The sequence below is a fragment of the Pseudomonas sp. PDM19 genome (genome assembly GCF_014852215.1).
Taxonomy (GTDB): domain Bacteria; phylum Pseudomonadota; class Gammaproteobacteria; order Pseudomonadales; family Pseudomonadaceae; genus Pseudomonas.
Genome location: NZ_JACVBG010000001.1, coordinates 220212 through 238368, shown reverse-complemented (window position 1 = coordinate 238368; position 18157 = coordinate 220212). Strand labels below are relative to the sequence as shown.

At 66.7% G+C, this 18157-nt stretch carries 13 protein-coding genes, 1 pseudogene and 1 riboswitch; of the genes and pseudogenes, 8 read left to right on the top strand and 6 right to left on the bottom strand.

What is annotated here, in order from left to right; genetic code table 11:
* The first annotated feature begins 14 nt into the window (after positions 1-14).
* From IB273_RS01075 to IB273_RS01055, 5 genes and pseudogenes are all read left to right on the top strand, one after another.
* A complete protein-coding gene (locus tag IB273_RS01075; protein ID WP_081516563.1) occupies positions 15-1097 on the top strand; it encodes an efflux RND transporter periplasmic adaptor subunit in 1083 nt (360 codons plus the stop codon).
* A complete protein-coding gene (locus IB273_RS01070; protein ID WP_192222976.1) occupies positions 1097-4150 on the top strand; it encodes an efflux RND transporter permease subunit in 3054 nt (1017 codons plus the stop codon). The genes IB273_RS01075 and IB273_RS01070 overlap by 1 nt, the downstream gene beginning before the upstream one ends.
* A gap of 84 nt (positions 4151-4234) precedes the next feature.
* A pseudogene (locus IB273_RS01065) lies at positions 4235-5233 on the top strand (GlxA family transcriptional regulator); the annotation flags it as partial.
* A 35-nt stretch (positions 5234-5268) separates the two neighbouring features.
* Complete coding sequence (locus tag IB273_RS01060) at positions 5269-5511, top strand: DUF1272 domain-containing protein (RefSeq protein ID WP_081516560.1); 243 nt, start codon at positions 5269-5271, stop codon at positions 5509-5511.
* Between the two features lie 9 nt (positions 5512-5520).
* Positions 5521-6690, top strand: coding sequence for an MFS transporter (locus tag IB273_RS01055; RefSeq protein WP_192222975.1), 1170 nt, complete (start codon positions 5521-5523; stop codon positions 6688-6690).
* Between the two features lie 134 nt (positions 6691-6824).
* Here the strand turns inward: IB273_RS01055 and nfuA are convergent, their stop codons facing one another.
* Together nfuA and IB273_RS01045 are read right to left on the bottom strand one after the other, a co-directional pair.
* The gene (gene nfuA, locus IB273_RS01050) at positions 6825-7409 is read right to left on the bottom strand and encodes a Fe-S biogenesis protein NfuA (protein WP_045208304.1); all 585 of its coding nucleotides are present in this window, start codon (positions 7407-7409) and stop codon (positions 6825-6827) included.
* A gap of 184 nt (positions 7410-7593) precedes the next feature.
* On the bottom strand, positions 7594-9882 hold the full coding sequence (locus IB273_RS01045; RefSeq protein WP_151186581.1) for a fatty acid cis/trans isomerase: 2289 nt from the start codon (positions 9880-9882) through the stop codon (positions 7594-7596).
* 171 nt (positions 9883-10053) lie between these two features.
* On the opposite strand from IB273_RS01045, the gene metH reads away from it, so the two are divergent.
* Together metH and IB273_RS01035 are read left to right on the top strand one after the other, a co-directional pair.
* A complete protein-coding gene (gene metH / locus IB273_RS01040) occupies positions 10054-13746 on the top strand; it encodes a methionine synthase (RefSeq protein WP_192222974.1) in 3693 nt (1230 codons plus the stop codon).
* Positions 13747-13931: 185 nt separating this feature from the next.
* Entirely contained in the window at positions 13932-14282 is a 351-nt protein-coding gene (locus IB273_RS01035; protein ID WP_192222973.1) for a 50S ribosome-binding protein YggL, read from the top strand.
* Positions 14283-14349: 67 nt separating this feature from the next.
* On the opposite strand, the gene IB273_RS01030 is transcribed toward IB273_RS01035, so the two are convergent.
* From IB273_RS01030 to IB273_RS01015, 4 genes are all read right to left on the bottom strand, one after another.
* Complete coding sequence (locus IB273_RS01030) at positions 14350-14709, bottom strand: hypothetical protein (protein ID WP_081516556.1); 360 nt, start codon at positions 14707-14709, stop codon at positions 14350-14352.
* Between the two features lie 71 nt (positions 14710-14780).
* Positions 14781-15191 carry a roadblock/LC7 domain-containing protein gene (locus IB273_RS01025; protein WP_138216302.1) on the bottom strand — a complete coding sequence of 137 codons (411 nt, stop codon included), beginning with the start codon at positions 15189-15191 and terminating at the stop codon, positions 14781-14783.
* Positions 15192-15223: 32 nt separating this feature from the next.
* On the bottom strand, positions 15224-15754 hold the full coding sequence (locus IB273_RS01020; RefSeq protein ID WP_192222972.1) for a GTP-binding protein: 531 nt from the start codon (positions 15752-15754) through the stop codon (positions 15224-15226).
* Positions 15751-16350, bottom strand: a complete 600-nt coding sequence (locus IB273_RS01015) for a hypothetical protein (RefSeq protein ID WP_151186579.1) — start codon at positions 16348-16350, stop codon at positions 15751-15753. The genes IB273_RS01020 and IB273_RS01015 overlap by 4 nt, the downstream gene beginning before the upstream one ends.
* A 121-nt stretch (positions 16351-16471) precedes the next feature.
* Positions 16472-16559: riboswitch (cyclic di-GMP riboswitch) on the bottom strand.
* A 230-nt stretch (positions 16560-16789) separates the two neighbouring features.
* On the opposite strand from IB273_RS01015, the gene IB273_RS01010 reads away from it, so the two are divergent.
* Complete coding sequence (locus tag IB273_RS01010; RefSeq protein ID WP_151186578.1) at positions 16790-18115, top strand: MATE family efflux transporter; 1326 nt, start codon at positions 16790-16792, stop codon at positions 18113-18115.
* Positions 18116-18157 lie beyond the last annotated feature (42 nt).

Here is an 18157-nt window from a genome sequence, read left to right as displayed (position 1 = left end):
ACGAGGAATCTTCCGTGAAAACCCCCGCCTGCCTTCTGCTCGCCAGCCTGCTCGTCGGTTGCGGCCCGACGCCTTCGGTGCCGGCCGACAGCGTGCGCCCGGTGAAGCTCTACAGCGTGCCCGCCGCGGCTGCCGAAGGTGTGCGTCAGTTCCCCGGCCAACTGGTGGCCTCGGATGAAGTCGACCTGTCCTTCCGCCTCGCCGGGCATCTCAAGACCCTGGCGGTGAAGACCGGCCAGCGCGTGGAGCGCGGCCAGCTGATCGCCGAGCTGGATGATGCTGACCTGCGCCTGCGCCTGCGTGATCGCGAAGCCACCTTCAACCTGGCCCGCGCCCAGTACCAGCGCGTCGCCACGCTCAACGAGCGGCAACTGGTGGCCCGCGCCGAACTGGACCAGCGCAAGGCCCAGCTGGACTCCGCCGAGGCCGCGCTGAAGCTGGCGCGCCAGGAGCTCGGCTATGCGCGCCTGACCGCGCCGTTCGAGGGCGTCATCGCCCAGCTGCCGGTGCAGAACCACCAGATGCTGCAACCCAAGCAGCCGGTGGCGATCCTGCAATCCGCCGATACCTACGACGTGCAGTTCCAGCTGCCGGAAAGCCTGCTGGAGCGGGTCGACGGCGCCAGCCTGCGTACCGACTACCAGCCCATCGTGCGCCTGGCTCGCGTGCCCGGCCGCGACTTCCCCGCGCAGTACAAGGAGCACAGCACCCGCCCCGACCCGGCGACCCTGAGCTACACCGTCACCCTGACCCTGCAGCGGCCGCAGGACGTCACCCTGTTGCCGGGCATGAGCGCCACCGTCGAGGTGGACTTCGCCCAGCTCGGCCGTGATGCCCAGGCCATCCTGCGCATCCCGGTGGAAGCGGTGTTCAGCGCCGATGACGGCGCGCCGGGGCAGAGCCAGGTGTGGGTGGTGAAAGGTACTGGCGATGCGCTGCACGTCGAGCGCCGCGCGGTGCAGCTCGGCCAGCCGGGCGCCGCGGGTATCCAGATTCTCTCCGGGCTGGAGCCGGGCGAGCGCATAGTCGCCGCAGGCACCGCCGAGCTGCGCGAAGGCCAGCACGTGCGCCCGTGGCAACGCGAACGGGGGCTGTGATGGACATCAGCGGCTACTTCATCCGCAACAAGGTGAGCAGCTGGATCGTCATCCTCCTGCTGGCCCTCGGCGGCCTCTACGCGATCTTCGAGATCGGCCGTCTGGAAGACCCGGCCTTCACCGTCAAGACCGCCGTGGTCGCCACCCGCTACGCCGGCGCCTCGCCGCAACAGGTCGAGGAAGAAGTCACCTATCCACTGGAGAACGCCATCCAGCAACTGGCCTACGTCGACAAGCTGACCTCGATTTCCAGCGCCGGCCTCTCGCAGATCACCGTCAACGTGAAGCCGCAGTACCGCGCCGGCGAGCTGCCGCAGATCTGGGACGAACTGCGGCGCAAGGTCAACGACCTCGCCCCGCACCTGCCGCCGGGGGTCTCGCCGCCGCAGGTGAACGATGATTTCGGCGACGTCTACGGCATCCTCCTGTCGCTGTCCGGCGACGGCTATCGCTACCAGGAACTGCGCGACTACGCCGACTATCTGCGCCGCGAACTGGTGCTGGTGCCGGGCGTGAGCAAGGTGGTGGTTTCCGGGCTGCAGGCCGAGCAGGTCCAGGTGGAGGTCTCGCGGGAGAAGATGAACGCCATGGGCGTGCCGCTGCAGCGTCTGGCGGACCTGCTGAACCGGCAGAATGTGGTGTCCGACGCGGGCAGCCTGCGGGTCGGCAGCGAGAGCATCCGCCTGCACCCGACCGGCGAGTTCGCCGACGTCGGCGAGCTGGAGCGCCTGCTGGTCAGCGCGCCGGGCAGCGCCCAGTTGATCCGCCTGGGCGATATCGCCACGGTGAAGCGCGGCTTCACCGACACGCCCAGCCACCTCTGGCGCGCCGATGGCAAGCCGGCGCTGGCGCTGGGCATCGCCTTCGCCCCGCAGGTGAACGTGGTGAAAGTCGGCGACGCCGTGCACCAGCGCCTCGACCAGCTGGAAAGCGAACGCCCGGCCGGCATGCAACTGACGCCCTTCTATGACCAGGCCGTGGAAGTGCACGGCGCGGTCAACGGCTTCCTGCTCAGCTTCGTCATCGCGCTGGCGATTGTCGTCGGCACCCTGCTGGTGTTCATGGGCCTGCGCAGCGGGCTGGTGATCGCCGGGGTGCTGGCGCTCAACGTGCTGGGCAGCCTGCTGCTGATGTACCTGCTGGGCATCGAGCTGCAGCGCATCAGCCTCGGCGCGCTGATCATTTCCCTGTGCATGCTGGTGGACAACGCCATCGTCGTGGTCGAGGGCGTGCTGGTCGGCCGCCTGCGCGGCCAGGGCATCGACGCCGCGATCCGCCATATCGTCCGCCTCACTGCCCTGCCCCTGCTCGGCGCCACGGTGATCGCGGTGCTGGCCTTCGCCCCCATCGGCCTGTCCGCGGACTCCACCGGCGAATACTGCCGCTCGCTGTTCGACGTGCTGCTGGTGTCGCTGCTGCTCAGCTGGGTCACCGCCATGACCCTGGCGCCGCTGCTCGCCCGCTGGGCCTTCGCCAAAATGCCGGTGAAGGCGGACAGCGCCGAGCCGCACGCCGGCTGGCTGTACCGTGCCTACCGCAGCCTGCTGGAAGCCTGCCTGCGCCAGCGCGCGCTGACCCTCGGCGTACTCGCCGTGGCGCTGGCCGCCTCGCTGCTGGGCTTCTCCCAGGTGCGGCAGAACTTCTTCCCGCCGGCCAACACGCCAATGTTCTTCGTCGACCTGTGGCTGCCCCAGGGCACCGCCATCGAGCACACCCGCGACCTGGCCGCCGAGATCGACCGGCACATCACCGCCCTGCCGGGCGTGGAGCGCACGGTCACCAGCATCGGCCAGGGCGCGCCGCGCTTCATCCTCACCTACGGCGCCGAGCGCCAGCACGCCAACTACGCCCAGGTGCTGGTGCGCACCGAGAACCGCGCGCAGATTCCGGGGCTGATCGCAGGCCTGCAGCACTACCTCGACGAGAACTACCCGCAGGTACAGACGGGGCTGAAGCGCCTGATGTTCGGCCCCTCCAACGGCAGCGCCATCGAAGTGCGCCTGACCGGCCCGGACCCGCAGGAGCTGCGCCGCCTCGGCGCGCAGGTGGGCGACATCCTCGCCGCCGACCCGGTGGCCACCGGCGTCAGCCACGACTGGCAGGCCCGTGCGCTGCTGGTCAGGCCGCAGTTCAATGAGGCCCGCGGCCGCGAGCTGGGCATCGACAAGCGCGACCTCGACAGCCTGCTGCGCATGAGCTTCAGCGGCCTGACCGTAGGCCTCTACCGCGACGGCACCCAGCAGATGCCGATCGTCGTGCGCGAACGCGACGTGGACGCCGGGCAGATCAACGACCTGATGCTGTGGAGCCCGGTGAGCCAGCGTTACCTGCCCATCGAGCAGGTGGTCGGCGGTTTCGACAGCGTCTGGGAGGACCCGCTGATCCTGCGCGAGGACCGCAAGCGCACGCTGACGGTGATGGCCGACGTCGCCCCGCAGAGCGGCGAGACCTCCTCGCAACTGCTGAATCGGGTGCGCCCGCAGATCGAGGCGCTGACCCTGCCGCCGGGCTACGAGCTGGCCTGGGGCGGCGACGTGGAAAGCTCCAGCGACGCCCGCAACGGCGTGCTCGGCAGCCTGCCCATGGCCTTCCTGGCGATGTTCATCATCACCGTGCTGATGTTCTCCTCGCCGCGCAAGGCGCTGCTGATCTGGCTGACCGTGCCGCTGGCGATGATCGGCGTGAGCCTGGGCTTCCTGCTCACCGGCATCCCCTTCGGCTTCATGGCCCTGCTGGGGCTGCTGAGCCTGTCCGGCATGCTGGTGCGCAACGGCATCGTATTGCTGGAGGAAGTCGACAACCTCGCCGAAAGCGGCCAGCCGCCCCGCGAGGCGCTGGTGAACGCTGCCTGCGCGAGGCTGCGGCCGATCTGCCTGACCGCGCTGACCACCATCCTCGGCCTGGCGCCGCTGCTGCTGGACGCCTTCTTCCAGAGCATGTCGGTGGTGATCATGTTCGGCCTGGGTTTCGCCACGCTGCTGACGCTGATCGTGCTGCCGGTGCTGTACGCCAGCGCCTACCGCCTCGGCGGTTCGAAGGTGGCTGCCCACTGATTTGGCAAGATCCGTGGGGTGACTGACGTTGCCGCCAGCGTCGGTCACCGCCACACTCGTGGCATCCAATGAACGAGCCTTGCCATGGAATCGCCACGCCGTATCGCCTGCCTGCTCTACCCCGAGGTCATGAGCCTGGACATCACCGGGCCGCTGCAGGTGTTCGCCTCCGCCAACGTCGAGCGCCAGCGCCAGGGCCTGGCGCCGCTCTACGAGCTGCTGGTGCTGGGCGAACAGGCCGAGCCGGTGGCGACCTCGGCTGGCATCCGCATCTGCGCCGACCAGGCGTGGCGAGAAGTCGATCCCTCGAGCCTGGATACCCTGCTGGTGCCCGGCGGGCTGGGCGTACCGGAACAATGCGGGAACAGCGAGCTGCTGCACTGGCTGGCAGCCGCCGAACCCCAGGTGCGCCGTCTCGGTTCGGTGTGTTCCGGCGCGCTGATCCTCGCCGCCGCCGGCGTGCTCAATGGCCGCCCGGCCACCACGCATTGGGCGGATGTCGACGAACTGTGCGCCGGCTTCCCCGAAGTGCTGGTCCAGGGCGACCGCCTGCACACCTACGACCCGCAGCGCCGCGACGGCGACGATCACGTGTTCACCTCGGCGGGCGTCACCGCCGGTATCGACCTTGCCCTGGCGCTGGTGGAGGCCGACCTCGGTCGCGCGCTGGCCCTGGCGGTCGCACGGCGACTGGTGATGTTTCTCAAGCGCCCCGGCGGACAGGCGCAGTTCAGCCACTGGCTGACCCCGGAGGCGACCCGCACGCCGCGCCTGGCCGCGCTGCTGGAATGGATACCGGCGCACCTGGGCACCGACCTGTCGCTGGAAGCCCTGGCCGAGCAGGCCTGCATGAGCCCGCGCACGCTCTCGCGGGTATTCATCAACGAACTGGGCATGGGGCCCGGCCGCTACGTCGAACGGGTGCGCCTGGAAGCGGCGCGGGCGCTGCTGCAGGACGCCCAGGCGTCGATCAGCACGGTGTCGCGGCTGTGCGGTTTCGGTCATCCGGAAAACCTGCGCCGCACCTTCCACAAGCACCTGGCGATCAGCCCGCAGGAATACGCCGAGCGCTTCGGCCAGTTGCACAGACAACGACAACCACCCAAAGGAAGATTGCCATGCTCGAACTCCGCCCCGGCTGCGAGTGCTGCGACCGCGACCTGCCCGGCGACAGCGCCGACGCCCGCATCTGCAGCTTCGAATGCACCTTCTGCACCGACTGCGCCGAGCAGGTGCTGAAAGGCCAATGCCCGAACTGCGGCGGTGAGCTGGTGCCGCGTCCGCGCCGCCCGCTGGCGAAGCTGGCGGCCAATCCGGCCTCGACCCAGCGGGTGCTCAAGCCCAACGGCTGCCAGGGCTGAGGACGGACCATGCTGCTGCGCACCCCGGCAATCCGCCTGCTGTTCACCAGCCAGGCGCTGTACTGGTCCTGCTCGCTGATCGGTATCACCCTCACCTCGCTGGTGGGCGCCCAGCTCGCTCCACTCAACAGCCTGGCCACGCTGCCCCTGGCGATCCTGGTGCTGGGCAATCTGCTGGCGGTGCAGCCGCTGTCGCTGTTCATGCAGCGCCACGGGCGCCGGCGCGGCCTGCTGCTGGGCGCCGCCTGCGGCGTGCTCGGCGGCCTGCTCTGCGCGCTGGGGGTGTGGCTGGCGGATTTCCTGCTGTTCTGTCTCGGCGCGCTGCCCATCGGCGCGTACCAGGCCTCGGCGATGTACTACCGCTTTGCCGCGCTGGAGGCGGTCGATGAAACCCACAAGGGCCGCGCCACGGCCTATGTGATCGGCGGCGGCGTGCTCGCGGCTCTGCTGGCGCCGAGCCTCGCCCTGTGGTCGCGCAACGCCCTGCCCGCTCCCTTCGTGGGTTCCTACCTGGCGATTGCCGCGCTGGCGCTGGTCGCCATCGCCGTGCTCAGCCGTCTGCCGGAGGGTGCGGCACCCTCGCCATCCACCGGCGGCTGGAAGGTGATGCGCGAGCTGCTGGCGCGCCCGGCGGTCCGCGCGGCCATGGCCTGCACCGCCGCCGGCCACGGGCTGATGATCCTGATCATGAACGCCACGCCGCTGGCGATGAGCTTCTGCGGGCTGCCGCTGGAGCGTTCGGTGAGCGTGATCCAGTGGCACGTGCTAGGGATGTTCCTGCCTGCCTTCATCGCCGGTCCGCTGGTGGACAGGTTGGGCGCACGACGCGTGGCCTGGGTCGGCATGGCGCTGCTGGCGGTGAGCGCCGCGGTGGCCCTGAGCGGGCAGTCGGTGGCGCAGTTCCTGGTCAGCTCGCTGCTGCTGGGTATGGGCTGGAACCTGATGCTGGTGGCAGGCACCACGCTGCTTGCCTTTGGCCACACGCCCCAGGAGCGCGGCCATGCGCAGGGCCTGATGGAGCTGGGCAATGGCAGCCTGGCGGCGCTTATGTCCTTCAGCTCCGGCGCGCTGATCACCAGCGTCGGCTGGAGCGCGGTGAACCTGCTGGTGTGGCCGGTGCTGCTGGTGGCGCTGGTGATGGTCTGGTCGGGGCGCAGGGAATTGGCGGCCGCTTCGTAGGGCGCATAACCCGGAACGGGTTATCCGCCGCATTGGCGGATAACGCTTGAGGCGTTATGCGCCCTACGACTGCGTGGAAGTCCACCAATGAAAAAGGCGACCCGAAGGTCGCCTTTTCGCTGCCAGACGCCGACTCAGTAGTAGGCGTTCTCGCGGTTGCTGTGGTCGGTGACATCACGCACGCCCTTCAGCTCCGGGATGCGCTCGATCAGGGTCTTCTCGACGCCATCCTTCAGGGTCATCTCGACCGCGCCGCAGCCCTGGCAACCACCGCCGAAACGCAGCACGGCGATGTTGTCCTCGACCACGTCCACCAGGCTCACCTGGCCACCGTGGCTGGCAAGCCCTGGGTTGATCTCGGTCTGCAGGTAATAGTTGATGCGCTCGGTGATCGGACTGTCTTCGTTGACCATCGGTACCTTGGCGTTGGGCGCCTTGATGGTCAGCTGGCCGCCCATGCGGTCGGTGGCGTAATCGACCACGGCGTCGTCCAGGAACGGCTCGCTGATGGCGTCGATGTAGGCGGTGAAAGCTTTCAGGCCGACCGGGGTGTCTTCCGGCTTCTGCTCGCCCGGCTTGCAATAGGCGATACAGGTTTCGGCGTACTGGGTGCCCGGCTGGGTGATGAAGATGCGAATGCCGATGCCGGGAGTGTCCTGCTTGGACAGCAGCTCGGCCAGGTAATCCTGTGCGGCTTCGGTGATGGTGATAGCGCTCATGGCAACTCCTCGCAAACGTGGCGCCAGTTTACGCCATTCGGGGGGACGGGATAAAGCCCTACCGTTTTAGTAGGAATAATTCGCAGCTGGATGGACAGCAGGTAACTCCCTGCAGGATGGGCGGGGGCGCCTGGCCCATGCCCGCGATCACGGGCATGGGCCGCTCCTACAAAGAGCGTACCGGTCAGAGGTTCTCGTAGCGGTTCATGTCCAGCACGCCCGCTTCCACCGGCTCGGTTTCGCGCAGGTAAGCGTCCAGGTCATGGAAGTAGAACCAGAACTGCGGGTGGCTGCGGCGAATGCCCCAGCGGTCGGCGACCTTCTCGAAGTCCGCCGCGCTCTTCACCTGCTCCAGCGCGGCGACGAAATCGCTCACCTCGGCGGCCTTCAGGTTGAACATGAAGTTCGGGTAGCTCGACAGCACGCCGGGGTAGATGGTCAGGGTGTCCAGCCCCGGCTGGTAGCGCAGGGATTCGCCCGCAATGAAAGCGACGTTGCTGTGCGCGCGGTTGCGCAGCACGGTGTAGATCTCGCGCTCGCCGTCGGGCAGTTCCACACGCAGGATGGTCGCCTCGGGGAACTGGTCGATCACCGGCAACCCGGCGGCCGGACGGCTGACCAGCCGGCTGAAGGCCTGCTCGGCGTCCTGCAGCGGCGCCGCCACGGTGTTGCGGTAGCAGGCACCGTTCTCACACAGGTTGATCGGGTCGGGCCGCGCATTGAGCGCCACGTAGTTCTTCAGCAACTGCTTGGCGAAGGCCAGCTTGGCGCCTTTCTCCGGCAGGAACAGGCCGGTCGGCTGGTCACTGTCATTGCTGTAGTAGTCGGCCCACATCTTGATTTTCCCGCTGTTCTGGTACCAGTCGTCGAGCAGCTTCTTGCGTGCGCCGACGGGCATCAGCCGGAGGAAGTTCTGTTCGGCGCCGTTGCGGATCAGGTCGAAGTACAACCGCGTCTGCGCCTGGTGGGCGACATTGCCGAACACGTCGAAGTTCACCACCAGCCCGTAGTAGGTGCGCTCCAGCAGCGGGTAGTCGAGCCACCAGATGGTCTGCGGCACGCCGCCGATCAGGCCCTTGCGCACCGAAGCGCTGTCGTACTGGCGGAAGATGCTCAGCACGGCATTGTCGTTGCCGGCCCAGATGTCGGCCCAGGTCGGCGTCGGCGCATCGTCGTAGACGTCCTGGCGCAGCTCTTCGTACTGGTTGCGCTTGTCGCGGTAGGAGCGCCACTGGGACAGCATGGCGCCCACGTCATCGATCTGCCCCGGCAGCGCCAGCAGCGGCGAGGCCTGGTGCTGGAATTTCGGGTCGGTGACATAGAGGTCGTGGTCCGGGTCCTGGAACAGCGCCCAGAAATTGTCGCGGATCACATCGGTGGCGATCTGCCCGCGGCACACCGGACCGCGAATGAAGGTGCGGACAAAGTACTCGGCATTGTCGAGCATGAACTGGTAGCGCGCCCGCGCCGGGATCGCCTCGAAGGTCACGAAAGGATTGGCGCGGTGCTGCAGGCCGTAGCCCGGTACCTTGTCGGTGTTCCAGTCGCTGCCGTAGAACAGCTCCTGGTTGCGCTTGAGGCGTGCCTCGTTGAGCGGATAGGTGATGTGCGTCTTGTGCACGATCACGCCCTGGATGGGCCACAGGCGGTAGTAGAAGGTATTGCCCGGATCGTCGTTGGGCCGGCGCGTGGCGATGGGGTCGATGGGCTGGCCGCTGGGCGTGCGCGAACGCACCAGCTGGAAGAAATGCCCCGGCTCGCCGCGTTCGGTGAAGTACAGGTGGGCAAGGAACAGGTGCTCGTAGATCCAGCGCTGCACCAGGCTCTGGCGCGCGCCGGGCTGGTTCAGGAAGGCTTCCCAGTCGGCGATCTGCGCGGCCTCGCCGGCGCCCGGCTGCCAGGCCTTTTCGTCCACCGGCGCACCCTGGGCCAGCCAGGTCTTGATGGTCGACAGCTGCTTGTCGCTCAGGCCGGTGACGGCGAACGGCATGCCGCTGCGAGGATTTTTGGCAGCGAAGTCGTCGATGGAATCGGGTGTCGGGCACTGGTTGGTGCGGTTGATCGACAGGTCCAGCCCGTCGGGAATCTTCGCGTTGGGCACCAACGGATGCTCATGTCCAAGGTCGATCATCCGTGCCATCAGCGCCGCCTGGCTGCCGCGGCCGTCGAGCACCGACCAGAAGTCCTTGCGCCGCCAGGCATCCGCGCCCTGGGCGTCGAGGAACAGCCGCGTCGGGTCCTGCGCCTTGCTGCGCCCACCGTCGTAGACCGGCAGCTTGTTCGCCCCGCGCTGCGCGCCTTCGGCGGCCGTCAGGTTGAGCTGGCACGGCGAGTCGTAGCAGGCGTGGCAGGCCACGCACTTCTCGGTGAAGATCGGCTGGATGTCCCTGGTGTAGGACAGCCCTCCCGCCAGGGCCTGCGCCGAAAACGCCAGGGATGCGATGAGCAACGTGAAACGGGCTCGCAGGGACATGAAGGACTCCGGACATCAGAATGGAGCGGATTCTAGCGGGAGTACCGGCGCAATGCGCTCCAACCAAAGGCGGAACATGAGGAATCTTCATGTAAAACCGCGCCCGGTCAAATTTCCTGCAGCTTTGTTATCATCAGCGACCTTTCGTCACGCCTTTTTCCGAGAATTCCAATGATCGACCGTGCCGCACGCCTGCAAGCCCTCCAGCAAGCCCTCAAGGAGCGCATCCTGATCCTCGATGGCGGCATGGGCACCATGATCCAGAGCTACAAGCTGCAGGAAGAGGACTACCGTGGCGCGCGCTTCGCCGACTGGCCGAGCGACGTGAAGGGCAACAACGACCTGCTGCTGCTCAGCCGCCCGGACGTCATCCAGGCCATCGAGAAGGCCTACCTCGACGCCGGTGCCGACATCCTCGAGACCAACACCTTCAACGCCACCCGCGTGTCCCAGGCGGACTACGACATGCAGGAACTGGCCTACGAGATGAACGTCGAGGGCGCGCGCCTGGCCCGTGAAGTGGCCGACGCCAAGACCGCCGAAACCCCCGACCGCCCGCGCTTCGTCGCCGGCGTCCTCGGCCCGACCAGCCGCACCTGCTCGATCTCCCCGGACGTCAACGACCCGGGCTTCCGCAACGTCACCTTCGACGAGCTGGTGGAGAACTACAGCGAATCGACTCGCGGCCTGATCGAGGGCGGCGCGGACCTGATCCTGATCGAGACCATCTTCGACACCCTCAACGCCAAGGCGGCGATCTTCGCCGTGCAGGGCGTCTATGAGGAACTGGGCGTCGAGCTGCCGATCATGATCTCCGGCACCATCACCGACGCTTCCGGCCGCACCCTGTCGGGCCAGACCACCGAAGCCTTCTGGAACTCGGTAAGCCACGCCAACCCGATCTCCGTCGGCCTGAACTGCGCCCTCGGCGCGAAAGAGCTGCGCCCGTACCTGGAAGAGCTGTCGAACAAGGCCGGCACCCACGTCTCCGCGCACCCCAACGCCGGTCTGCCCAACGCCTTCGGCGAATACGACGAGACCCCGGCGGAAATGGCCGTGGTCGTGGAAGAGTTCGCCGCGTCGGGCTTCCTCAACATCATCGGCGGTTGCTGCGGCACCACGCCTGGGCACATCGAAGCCATCGCCAAGGCCGTGGCCAAGTACGCGCCGCGTGCGATTCCGGAAATCCCCCGCGCCTGCCGCCTGTCCGGCCTCGAGCCGTTCACCATCGACCGCAATTCGCTGTTCGTGAACGTCGGCGAGCGCACCAACATCACTGGCTCGGCCAAGTTCGCCCGCCTCATTCGCGAGGAGAACTACGCCGAAGCGCTGGAAGTGGCGCAGCAGCAGGTGGAAGCCGGCGCCCAGGTGATCGACATCAACATGGACGAGGGCATGCTGGATTCGAAGGCCGCCATGGTCCGGTTCCTCAACCTGATCGCCTCCGAGCCGGACATCTCCCGCGTGCCGATCATGATCGACTCCTCCAAGTGGGAAGTGATCGAGGCAGGCCTGAAGTGCATCCAGGGCAAGGGCATCGTCAACTCCATCTCCATGAAGGAAGGCGTCGAGCAGTTCAAGCACCACGCCCGTCTCTGCAAGCGCTATGGCGCCGCCGTGGTGGTGATGGCCTTCGACGAAGCCGGCCAGGCCGACACCCAGGCGCGCAAGGAAGAAATCTGCCAGCGTTCCTACGACATCCTGGTCAACGAAGTGGGCTTCCCGCCGGAAGACATCATCTTCGACCCGAACATCTTCGCGGTCGCCACCGGCATCGAGGAACACAACAACTACGCGGTCGACTTCATCGAGGCGTGCGCCTACATCCGCGACAACCTCCCCTACGCCCTGACTTCGGGCGGGGTGTCCAACGTGTCGTTCTCGTTCCGTGGCAACAATCCGGTGCGCGAGGCGATCCACTCGGTATTCCTCTACTACGCCATCCAGAACGGCCTGACGATGGGCATCGTCAACGCCGGCCAGCTGGAGATCTACGACGAAATCCCGCAGGAACTGCGCGACAAGGTCGAGGACGTGGTGCTCAACCGCAGCCCGGACGCCACCGAGGCCTTGCTCGCTATCGCGGATAACTACAAGGGCGGCGGCGCGGTCAAGGAAGTGGAAGACGAAGAGTGGCGCAGCCACAGCGTCGAGAAGCGCCTGGAGCATGCACTGGTCAAGGGCATCACCACCTTCATCGTCGAGGACACCGAGGAGTGCCGGCAGAAGTGCGCGCGCCCCATCGAGGTCATCGAGGGCCCGCTGATGAACGGCATGAACGTGGTCGGCGACCTGTTCGGCGCCGGCAAGATGTTCCTTCCGCAGGTGGTGAAGTCCGCCCGCGTGATGAAGCAGGCGGTGGCCCACCTGATCCCCTTCATCGAAGCCGAGAAAGGCGACAAGCCCGAGGCCAAGGGCAAGATCCTCATGGCCACGGTGAAGGGCGACGTGCACGACATCGGCAAGAACATCGTCGGCGTGGTGCTGGGCTGCAACGGCTATGACATCGTCGACCTGGGCGTGATGGTCCCGGCCGAGAAGATCCTGCAGACCGCCCGCGAGCAGAAGTGCGACATCATCGGCCTGTCCGGCCTGATCACCCCGTCGCTGGACGAGATGGTCCACGTCGCCAAGGAAATGCAGCGGCAGAACTTCCACCTGCCCCTGCTGATCGGCGGCGCCACCACCTCCAAGGCGCACACTGCGGTGAAAATCGACCCGCAGTACAGCAACGACGCCGTGGTCTACGTGACCGACGCCTCCCGCGCAGTGGGCGTGGCGACCACCCTGCTGTCGAAGGAAATGAAGCCCGAGTACACCCGCAAGCTGCGCGAGGAGTACGCGGAAGTCCGCGAGCGCACCGCCAACCGCAGCGCACGCACCGAGCGCCTGAGCTACGAACAGGCCATCGCCGCCAAGCCGAAGTTCGACTGGGCCGGCTACCAGCCGCCGGTGCCGAGCTTCACCGGCGTCAAGGTGCTGGATGACATCGACCTCAACGTGCTGGCCGAGTACATCGACTGGACGCCCTTCTTCATCTCCTGGGACCTGGCCGGCAAGTACCCGCGCATCCTCACCGACGAAGTCGTGGGCGAAGCGGCGACCAGCCTGTTCAACGACGCCCAGGCGATGCTCAAGAAGCTGATCGGCGAGAAACTCATTCGCGCCAAGGCAGTCTTCGGCTTCTGGCCGGCCAACCAGGTGCACCACGACGACGTGGAAGTCTACGGTGACGATGGCCACAAGCTGGCTACCCTGCACCACCTGCGCCAGCAGACCATCAAGCCCGACGGCAAGCCGAACTTCAGCCTGGCCGACTTCGTCGCGCCGAAGGAGAGCGGCGTGAAGGACTACGTCGGCGGCTTCATCACCACCGCCGGCATCGGCGCCGAGGAAGTGGCCAAGGCCTACGAGGCCAAGGGCGACGACTACAACGCGATCATGGTCAAGGCCCTGGCCGACCGCCTCGCCGAAGCCTGCGCCGAATGGCTGCACCAGCGTGTGCGCAAGGAATACTGGGGCTACCAGCCCGAGGAGCACCTGGACAACGAGGCGCTGATCAAGGAGCAGTACGTCGGCATCCGCCCGGCGCCCGGCTACCCGGCCTGCCCGGACCACACCGAGAAAGGCACGCTGTTCAAGCTGCTCGACCCGAAGGGCCTGTCCGGCGTGACCCTGACCGAGCACTTCGCCATGTTCCCCGCCGCCGCCGTCAGCGGCTGGTACTTCGCCCACCCGCAGGCGCAGTACTTCGCCGTGGGCAAGGTCGACAAGGACCAGATCGAACGCTACAGCGTGCGCAAGGACCAGGAAATCACTACCAGCGAACGCTGGCTGTCGCCGAATCTGGGCTACGACAACTGAGCACCCCATGTCGCGACCGGGCCCGCCCGGCGCGACATCCTCGTCAGGGCTTGCAACTGCCCGGGCAAAACCTTCGCTGCACTTGCGGCGCAGATGCGGGATAATCCCGCCATCCTGGGTACCCCCGGGCCACAACGGACCGAAGCCGGCCACCCGCCAGGCTTCCGCTGACGAGAGCAATGCGAATGAAATACCTCACCCCCGAACAGATGGCCAAACCGCGCAAGCGCCGCCTGCTGAAGAAACTGCGCCTGGCCGAGTTCCAGGAATTCGGCTTCAGCCTGGAAGTGAACTACAGCGGCGACCTGGATGACGTGCTCGAGCAGTGGATCGCCTTCGTCGAGTCCGAGGGCTGGGTCTTCGTCGGCGGCGCCACCGAAGACGGCGAGTTCACCGGCTACCTGTGCCTGAACGCCGTCGGCAGCCTGACCGAAGCCGACCGCGAGACCACCCGCCTGTGGCTGGAAAAGCAGTCCTGGGCCAAGTCCTTCGAGCTGGGCGAGCTGAGCGACTGCTGGCACGGTCTGTTCGAGTAATACCCGCACCAAAGGAAACGTGGGCAAGCCTCCCCGGCAAGCCCACGCTTTCACCCCGCCCTTTTCGTTACATCGCCATCTGCCCCTCCACCTCCTGCAGCTTGCGCCGAGCCAGCGCCAGGTTGGCTTTCACCTTGTCCAGCACGTAGTACATGAACACGCCTTCATGCTTCGCCATGGGGCGGATGATGTGGTACTGGCGGCCCAGGGTGATGAGGATGTCCTCGATCACATCGTTGAGCGCCAGCGACTTCATGGTCTTGAGCTTGGCGCGGACCACTTCGGTATTGCCCGCTGCCGCCAGTTCCAGGTCCACGCCGCCACCCGCCTGCCCGAGCAGCATGCCGCTCTTGGCATCCACCACGGCCGACGCCAGGGCACCATCCAGGTTCAGCAGTTCGTCCAGCGATTGTTGCAGTGCTGCCATAGCGATTACTCCTTGAGTGCGCGTCCGGTTGTAGGGGCCCCGCAGCCGCGCGCGCCGCGAAGCCTTTTGTCTCAGCCGGCCAGCGACAGATCCGCCAGCCGTGTTGCCGTGCGTTTTGCCTGGTAGAGCACCTGGCCGAGCATCTCCTCGCGGTCGGCGACCAGGTTGAGGATCATCGGGTGGCTCGGGTGCGGGATGTCGACGATGACGATGTAGCCTTCGCTCGCCTCGACGATCACGTTCTGGTGCGGCCCGACTTCGCTCTCCTGGCCGACCATCGCACCCAGGGCAGAGATCGAGCAGGCCATCGCCGCCAGCTTGGAAACCTCCAGCCCCTTGCCGGCGCGGGAGGCGACTTCGAAACCATCGGTGGTGGCAATCACCGCCGCGCTCAGCCGGCCGAGGCTGGCGCCCAGTTCGTCCAGCGCCAGCTCGGCGTCGTGGCGCAGTCTTTCCGGCAGGCTCATCAGGGCATGTTCCATGGTCGACTCCAGTCGGTGGCGAACGTCAGGCCTCAGGCCGCCGTGCATTCCAGTTGCAGCAGGAGCAGGTCGAGCAGCAGCCGCACCTCCTCCGCTTCGCGTACGTCCACCTCGATCACCGGGAAGCTGTATCCGGCTTGCGCCAGGGCGGCGGCGTAGTCGTCCAGGCCGGGATGGGGATTACCCGGCAGGCGGCCGACACCGATCACACAGGGCGCGCGGCCGATGCAATCGGCGAAGCCGTCGAGGTAGACGCGCAGGTCGCCCAGCGGGTCTGGCCGCGAGTTGTCGATCAGGATCACCAGCCCGAGCGCACCTCGGGCGAGGATTCCCCACATGAAGGCGAAGCGCGCCTGGCCTGGGGTACCGTACAGGCGCAGGCGCTCTTCCGGGCCGAGGACCACTTCGCCGTAGTCCAGGCCGACCGTGGTGCGCGCCTTGTCCAGGCTCGGGTCGTTGTTCTGCACATCGGTGCTGACCGGGTCGATATCGCTGATCGCGGCGATGGCGGTGGTCTTGCCGGCGCCCATGGTGCCGGTGAAGAGGATCTTGTATTCCCTCATCGGCTGGCCTCCGCAGTACCGCCCAGACCGAGATGACGACGGATGCGCGCCAGCAGGCCGATGGGCGCTGCGGTTTGCTGCGCGGGCGCAGCAGGCATGGCCTCGACGGGTTGAAGCATCTGCTGGGCGTCCATCAGGCGGACGAAGCTTTCCGCCACCTGGCGCGGCACGCCGGAGCGCTCGCACAACTCATCCAGGCTCATGGCCCGCGCGCAGAGCAGTGTGGCCAGGCGCACGTAGCGATGCTCACCCTTGAGCAAGGAAGCCGCCGGCCAGTGCTTCAGGCGCAGCGCTCCGCCAGGAGTCTCCACTGGCCGGTGACCGATGGCACGGGCGGCGCGCTCAAGACAGTCGAAGACTTCACTGGCACGCAGTGGCCAATGGACCCAGAGCGGCTCGCCTTCGGCGGTGCGCAACTGGACGCGGGGCTCGCCTTCCTCCCCCTCGACCAGCAGATCGGCCGGGCCATCGACATACGCCCAGCTCGCCAGCGTGCGACCGCTGAGCAGGCCGACAATGGATTTGAAAACCACCTGATCCCGCAATGCCATCCGGGCGAACCCGTAGGTGTAGTGAACCTGATACGGCTGATTCATCGGCGCGCTCCCTTGGGCCAACAAACACCATCAACCTGCACGGGTTGATCAGGAGGCTCACCGGGACGTTGGAAGATGCCGAGCGCAAGCTCGCAGAAGGCGCGGACGAACGTCCGGCCTGCTTGGCAACCCCGCGGTCATGGCCCTTTCGGGCTGTAGATCGGTGGCTTTGCGTCCCTGGCTTTCGCACAGGTTTGCCCTGGTCAATTGAGTCTCAGCGTAGTACGTCGATTTCGTTCGCCAAGGCAAAAAAGCGTGACGAACCTCACACAAATATCGGAAATATGCCCGGAACAACTTCGCAATATTCGTAGGCATATTCCGTTCTAAAACGGGGCGGGAAACGTCCCCTTCGGCTAGGATTTCCTACAGCGACGCCCTACCGGCACGGGCTCGCCGGATATCCATACAAGGCCGGAGCTCACTGCCCAGAGACGCCATGCTAGAGCGCCAGCGGTTCCAGAATATTCTCAGCCTGGGCTTGCCGATCATCGGCGGGATGCTCAGCCAGAGCCTGCTCAACCTGGTGGATGCGGCCATGGTCGGCCACCTCGGGGAAAAGTCCCTGGCCGGGGTCGGCATCGGCAGCTATGCCAACTTCGTCGCCATTTCCCTGGTGATGGGTCTGGGTGCCGGCGTGCAGGCACTGGTGGCACGCCGACGCGGTGAAGGCCGCAACGCCGAGCTCGCCGCTCCGTTGAACTGCGGGCTGCTGGTGGCGCTGGGCCTGTCGCTGCCGATCACGCTGATCTGCCTGTTGTTCGCCGAGCCCATTGTCCGCGCTCTATCCAACGACCCCGAGGTGCTCGCGGTCGGTATTCCCTACTTCGAATGGCGCGCCTTGTCGGTGCTAGCCGTCGGCCTGAACTTCTCCTTCCGCGGCTACTGGAACGGCACCCGGCGCTCGGGCATGTACATGCGCACCCTGGTGGTGATGCATCTGGCCAACGCGGCGATCAGCTACAGCCTGATCCACGGCCTGTTCGGCCTGCCCCGGATGGGCGCGGTGGGCAGCGGCCTGGGCACCACGCTGGCGCTGTACCTCGGCTCGCTGATCTACGCCTGGATCACCTGGCGCGACGCCCGCGCCCAGGGCTTCCACCCGCGCCTGCCAAGCGAAAGGGACATCCGCACGCTGCTGCGCCTGTCGCTGCCCAACTCGCTGCAGCAGTTCTTCTTCGCCGCCGGCATCACCCTGCTGTTCTGGATCATCGCCCAGGTCGGCACCCGCGAGCTGGCAGTGGCCCACGTGCTGATCAACCTGGCGCTGTTCCTGATCCTGCCTGGCGTTGGCCTGGGCATGGCGGCGACGACACTGGTCAGCCAGAGCATGGGCGAGCGCGACTTCGACAGCGCGCACCGCTGGGGTTGGGACGTGGTCAAGGTCGCCGCCTGCGGGCTGGCACTGCTGGGCGCGCCGTTCTGGATTTTCCCCGAGGCGATCCTGCGGCTGTTCGTCAGCGATCCTGCGCTGATCGAACTGGGCCGGGTGCCGCTGATGCTCACCGGCATGGGCATGGTGATCGACGCCACCGCGCTGGTACTGACCCAGGCGCTGCTCGGCGCAGGCGCCGTGCGCACGGTGATGGCGGTCAGCCTGGGCAACCAGTGGCTGTTCTTCCTGCCACTGGCCTACCTGGTCGGCCCGGTGCTGGGCGGCGGGCTGCTGGCGATCTGGAGCATGCAGATACTGCAGCGCGGGCTGGCCTCGGCGATCTTCGCGGTGATGTGGCAGAAGCGCCAGTGGACGCAGATCGAACTCTAGCGTTCGCGCCCTCAGGAGCTAGGCTTGCAGGCAAAAGGAGGA

Excerpts from the sequence above, each read along its gene's own strand:
- IB273_RS01070 (WP_192222976.1), top strand. The coding sequence starts at position 1,097 with ATGGACATCAGCGGCTACTTCATCCGCAACAAGGTGAGCAGCTGGATC.
- IB273_RS01060 (WP_081516560.1), top strand. The coding sequence starts at position 5,269 with ATGCTCGAACTCCGCCCCGGCTGCGAGTGCTGCGACCGCGACCTGCCC.
- IB273_RS01055 (WP_192222975.1), top strand. The coding sequence starts at position 5,521 with ATGCTGCTGCGCACCCCGGCAATCCGCCTGCTGTTCACCAGCCAGGCG.
- nfuA (WP_045208304.1), bottom strand. The coding sequence starts at position 7,409 with ATGAGCGCTATCACCATCACCGAAGCCGCACAGGATTACCTGGCCGAG.
- IB273_RS01045 (WP_151186581.1), bottom strand. The coding sequence starts at position 9,882 with ATGTCCCTGCGAGCCCGTTTCACGTTGCTCATCGCATCCCTGGCGTTT.
- metH (WP_192222974.1), top strand. The coding sequence starts at position 10,054 with ATGATCGACCGTGCCGCACGCCTGCAAGCCCTCCAGCAAGCCCTCAAG.
- IB273_RS01035 (WP_192222973.1), top strand. The coding sequence starts at position 13,932 with ATGAAATACCTCACCCCCGAACAGATGGCCAAACCGCGCAAGCGCCGC.
- IB273_RS01030 (WP_081516556.1), bottom strand. The coding sequence starts at position 14,709 with ATGGCAGCACTGCAACAATCGCTGGACGAACTGCTGAACCTGGATGGT.
- IB273_RS01025 (WP_138216302.1), bottom strand. The coding sequence starts at position 15,191 with ATGGAACATGCCCTGATGAGCCTGCCGGAAAGACTGCGCCACGACGCC.
- IB273_RS01020 (WP_192222972.1), bottom strand. The coding sequence starts at position 15,754 with ATGAGGGAATACAAGATCCTCTTCACCGGCACCATGGGCGCCGGCAAG.
- IB273_RS01015 (WP_151186579.1), bottom strand. The coding sequence starts at position 16,350 with ATGAATCAGCCGTATCAGGTTCACTACACCTACGGGTTCGCCCGGATG.
- IB273_RS01010 (WP_151186578.1), top strand. The coding sequence starts at position 16,790 with ATGCTAGAGCGCCAGCGGTTCCAGAATATTCTCAGCCTGGGCTTGCCG.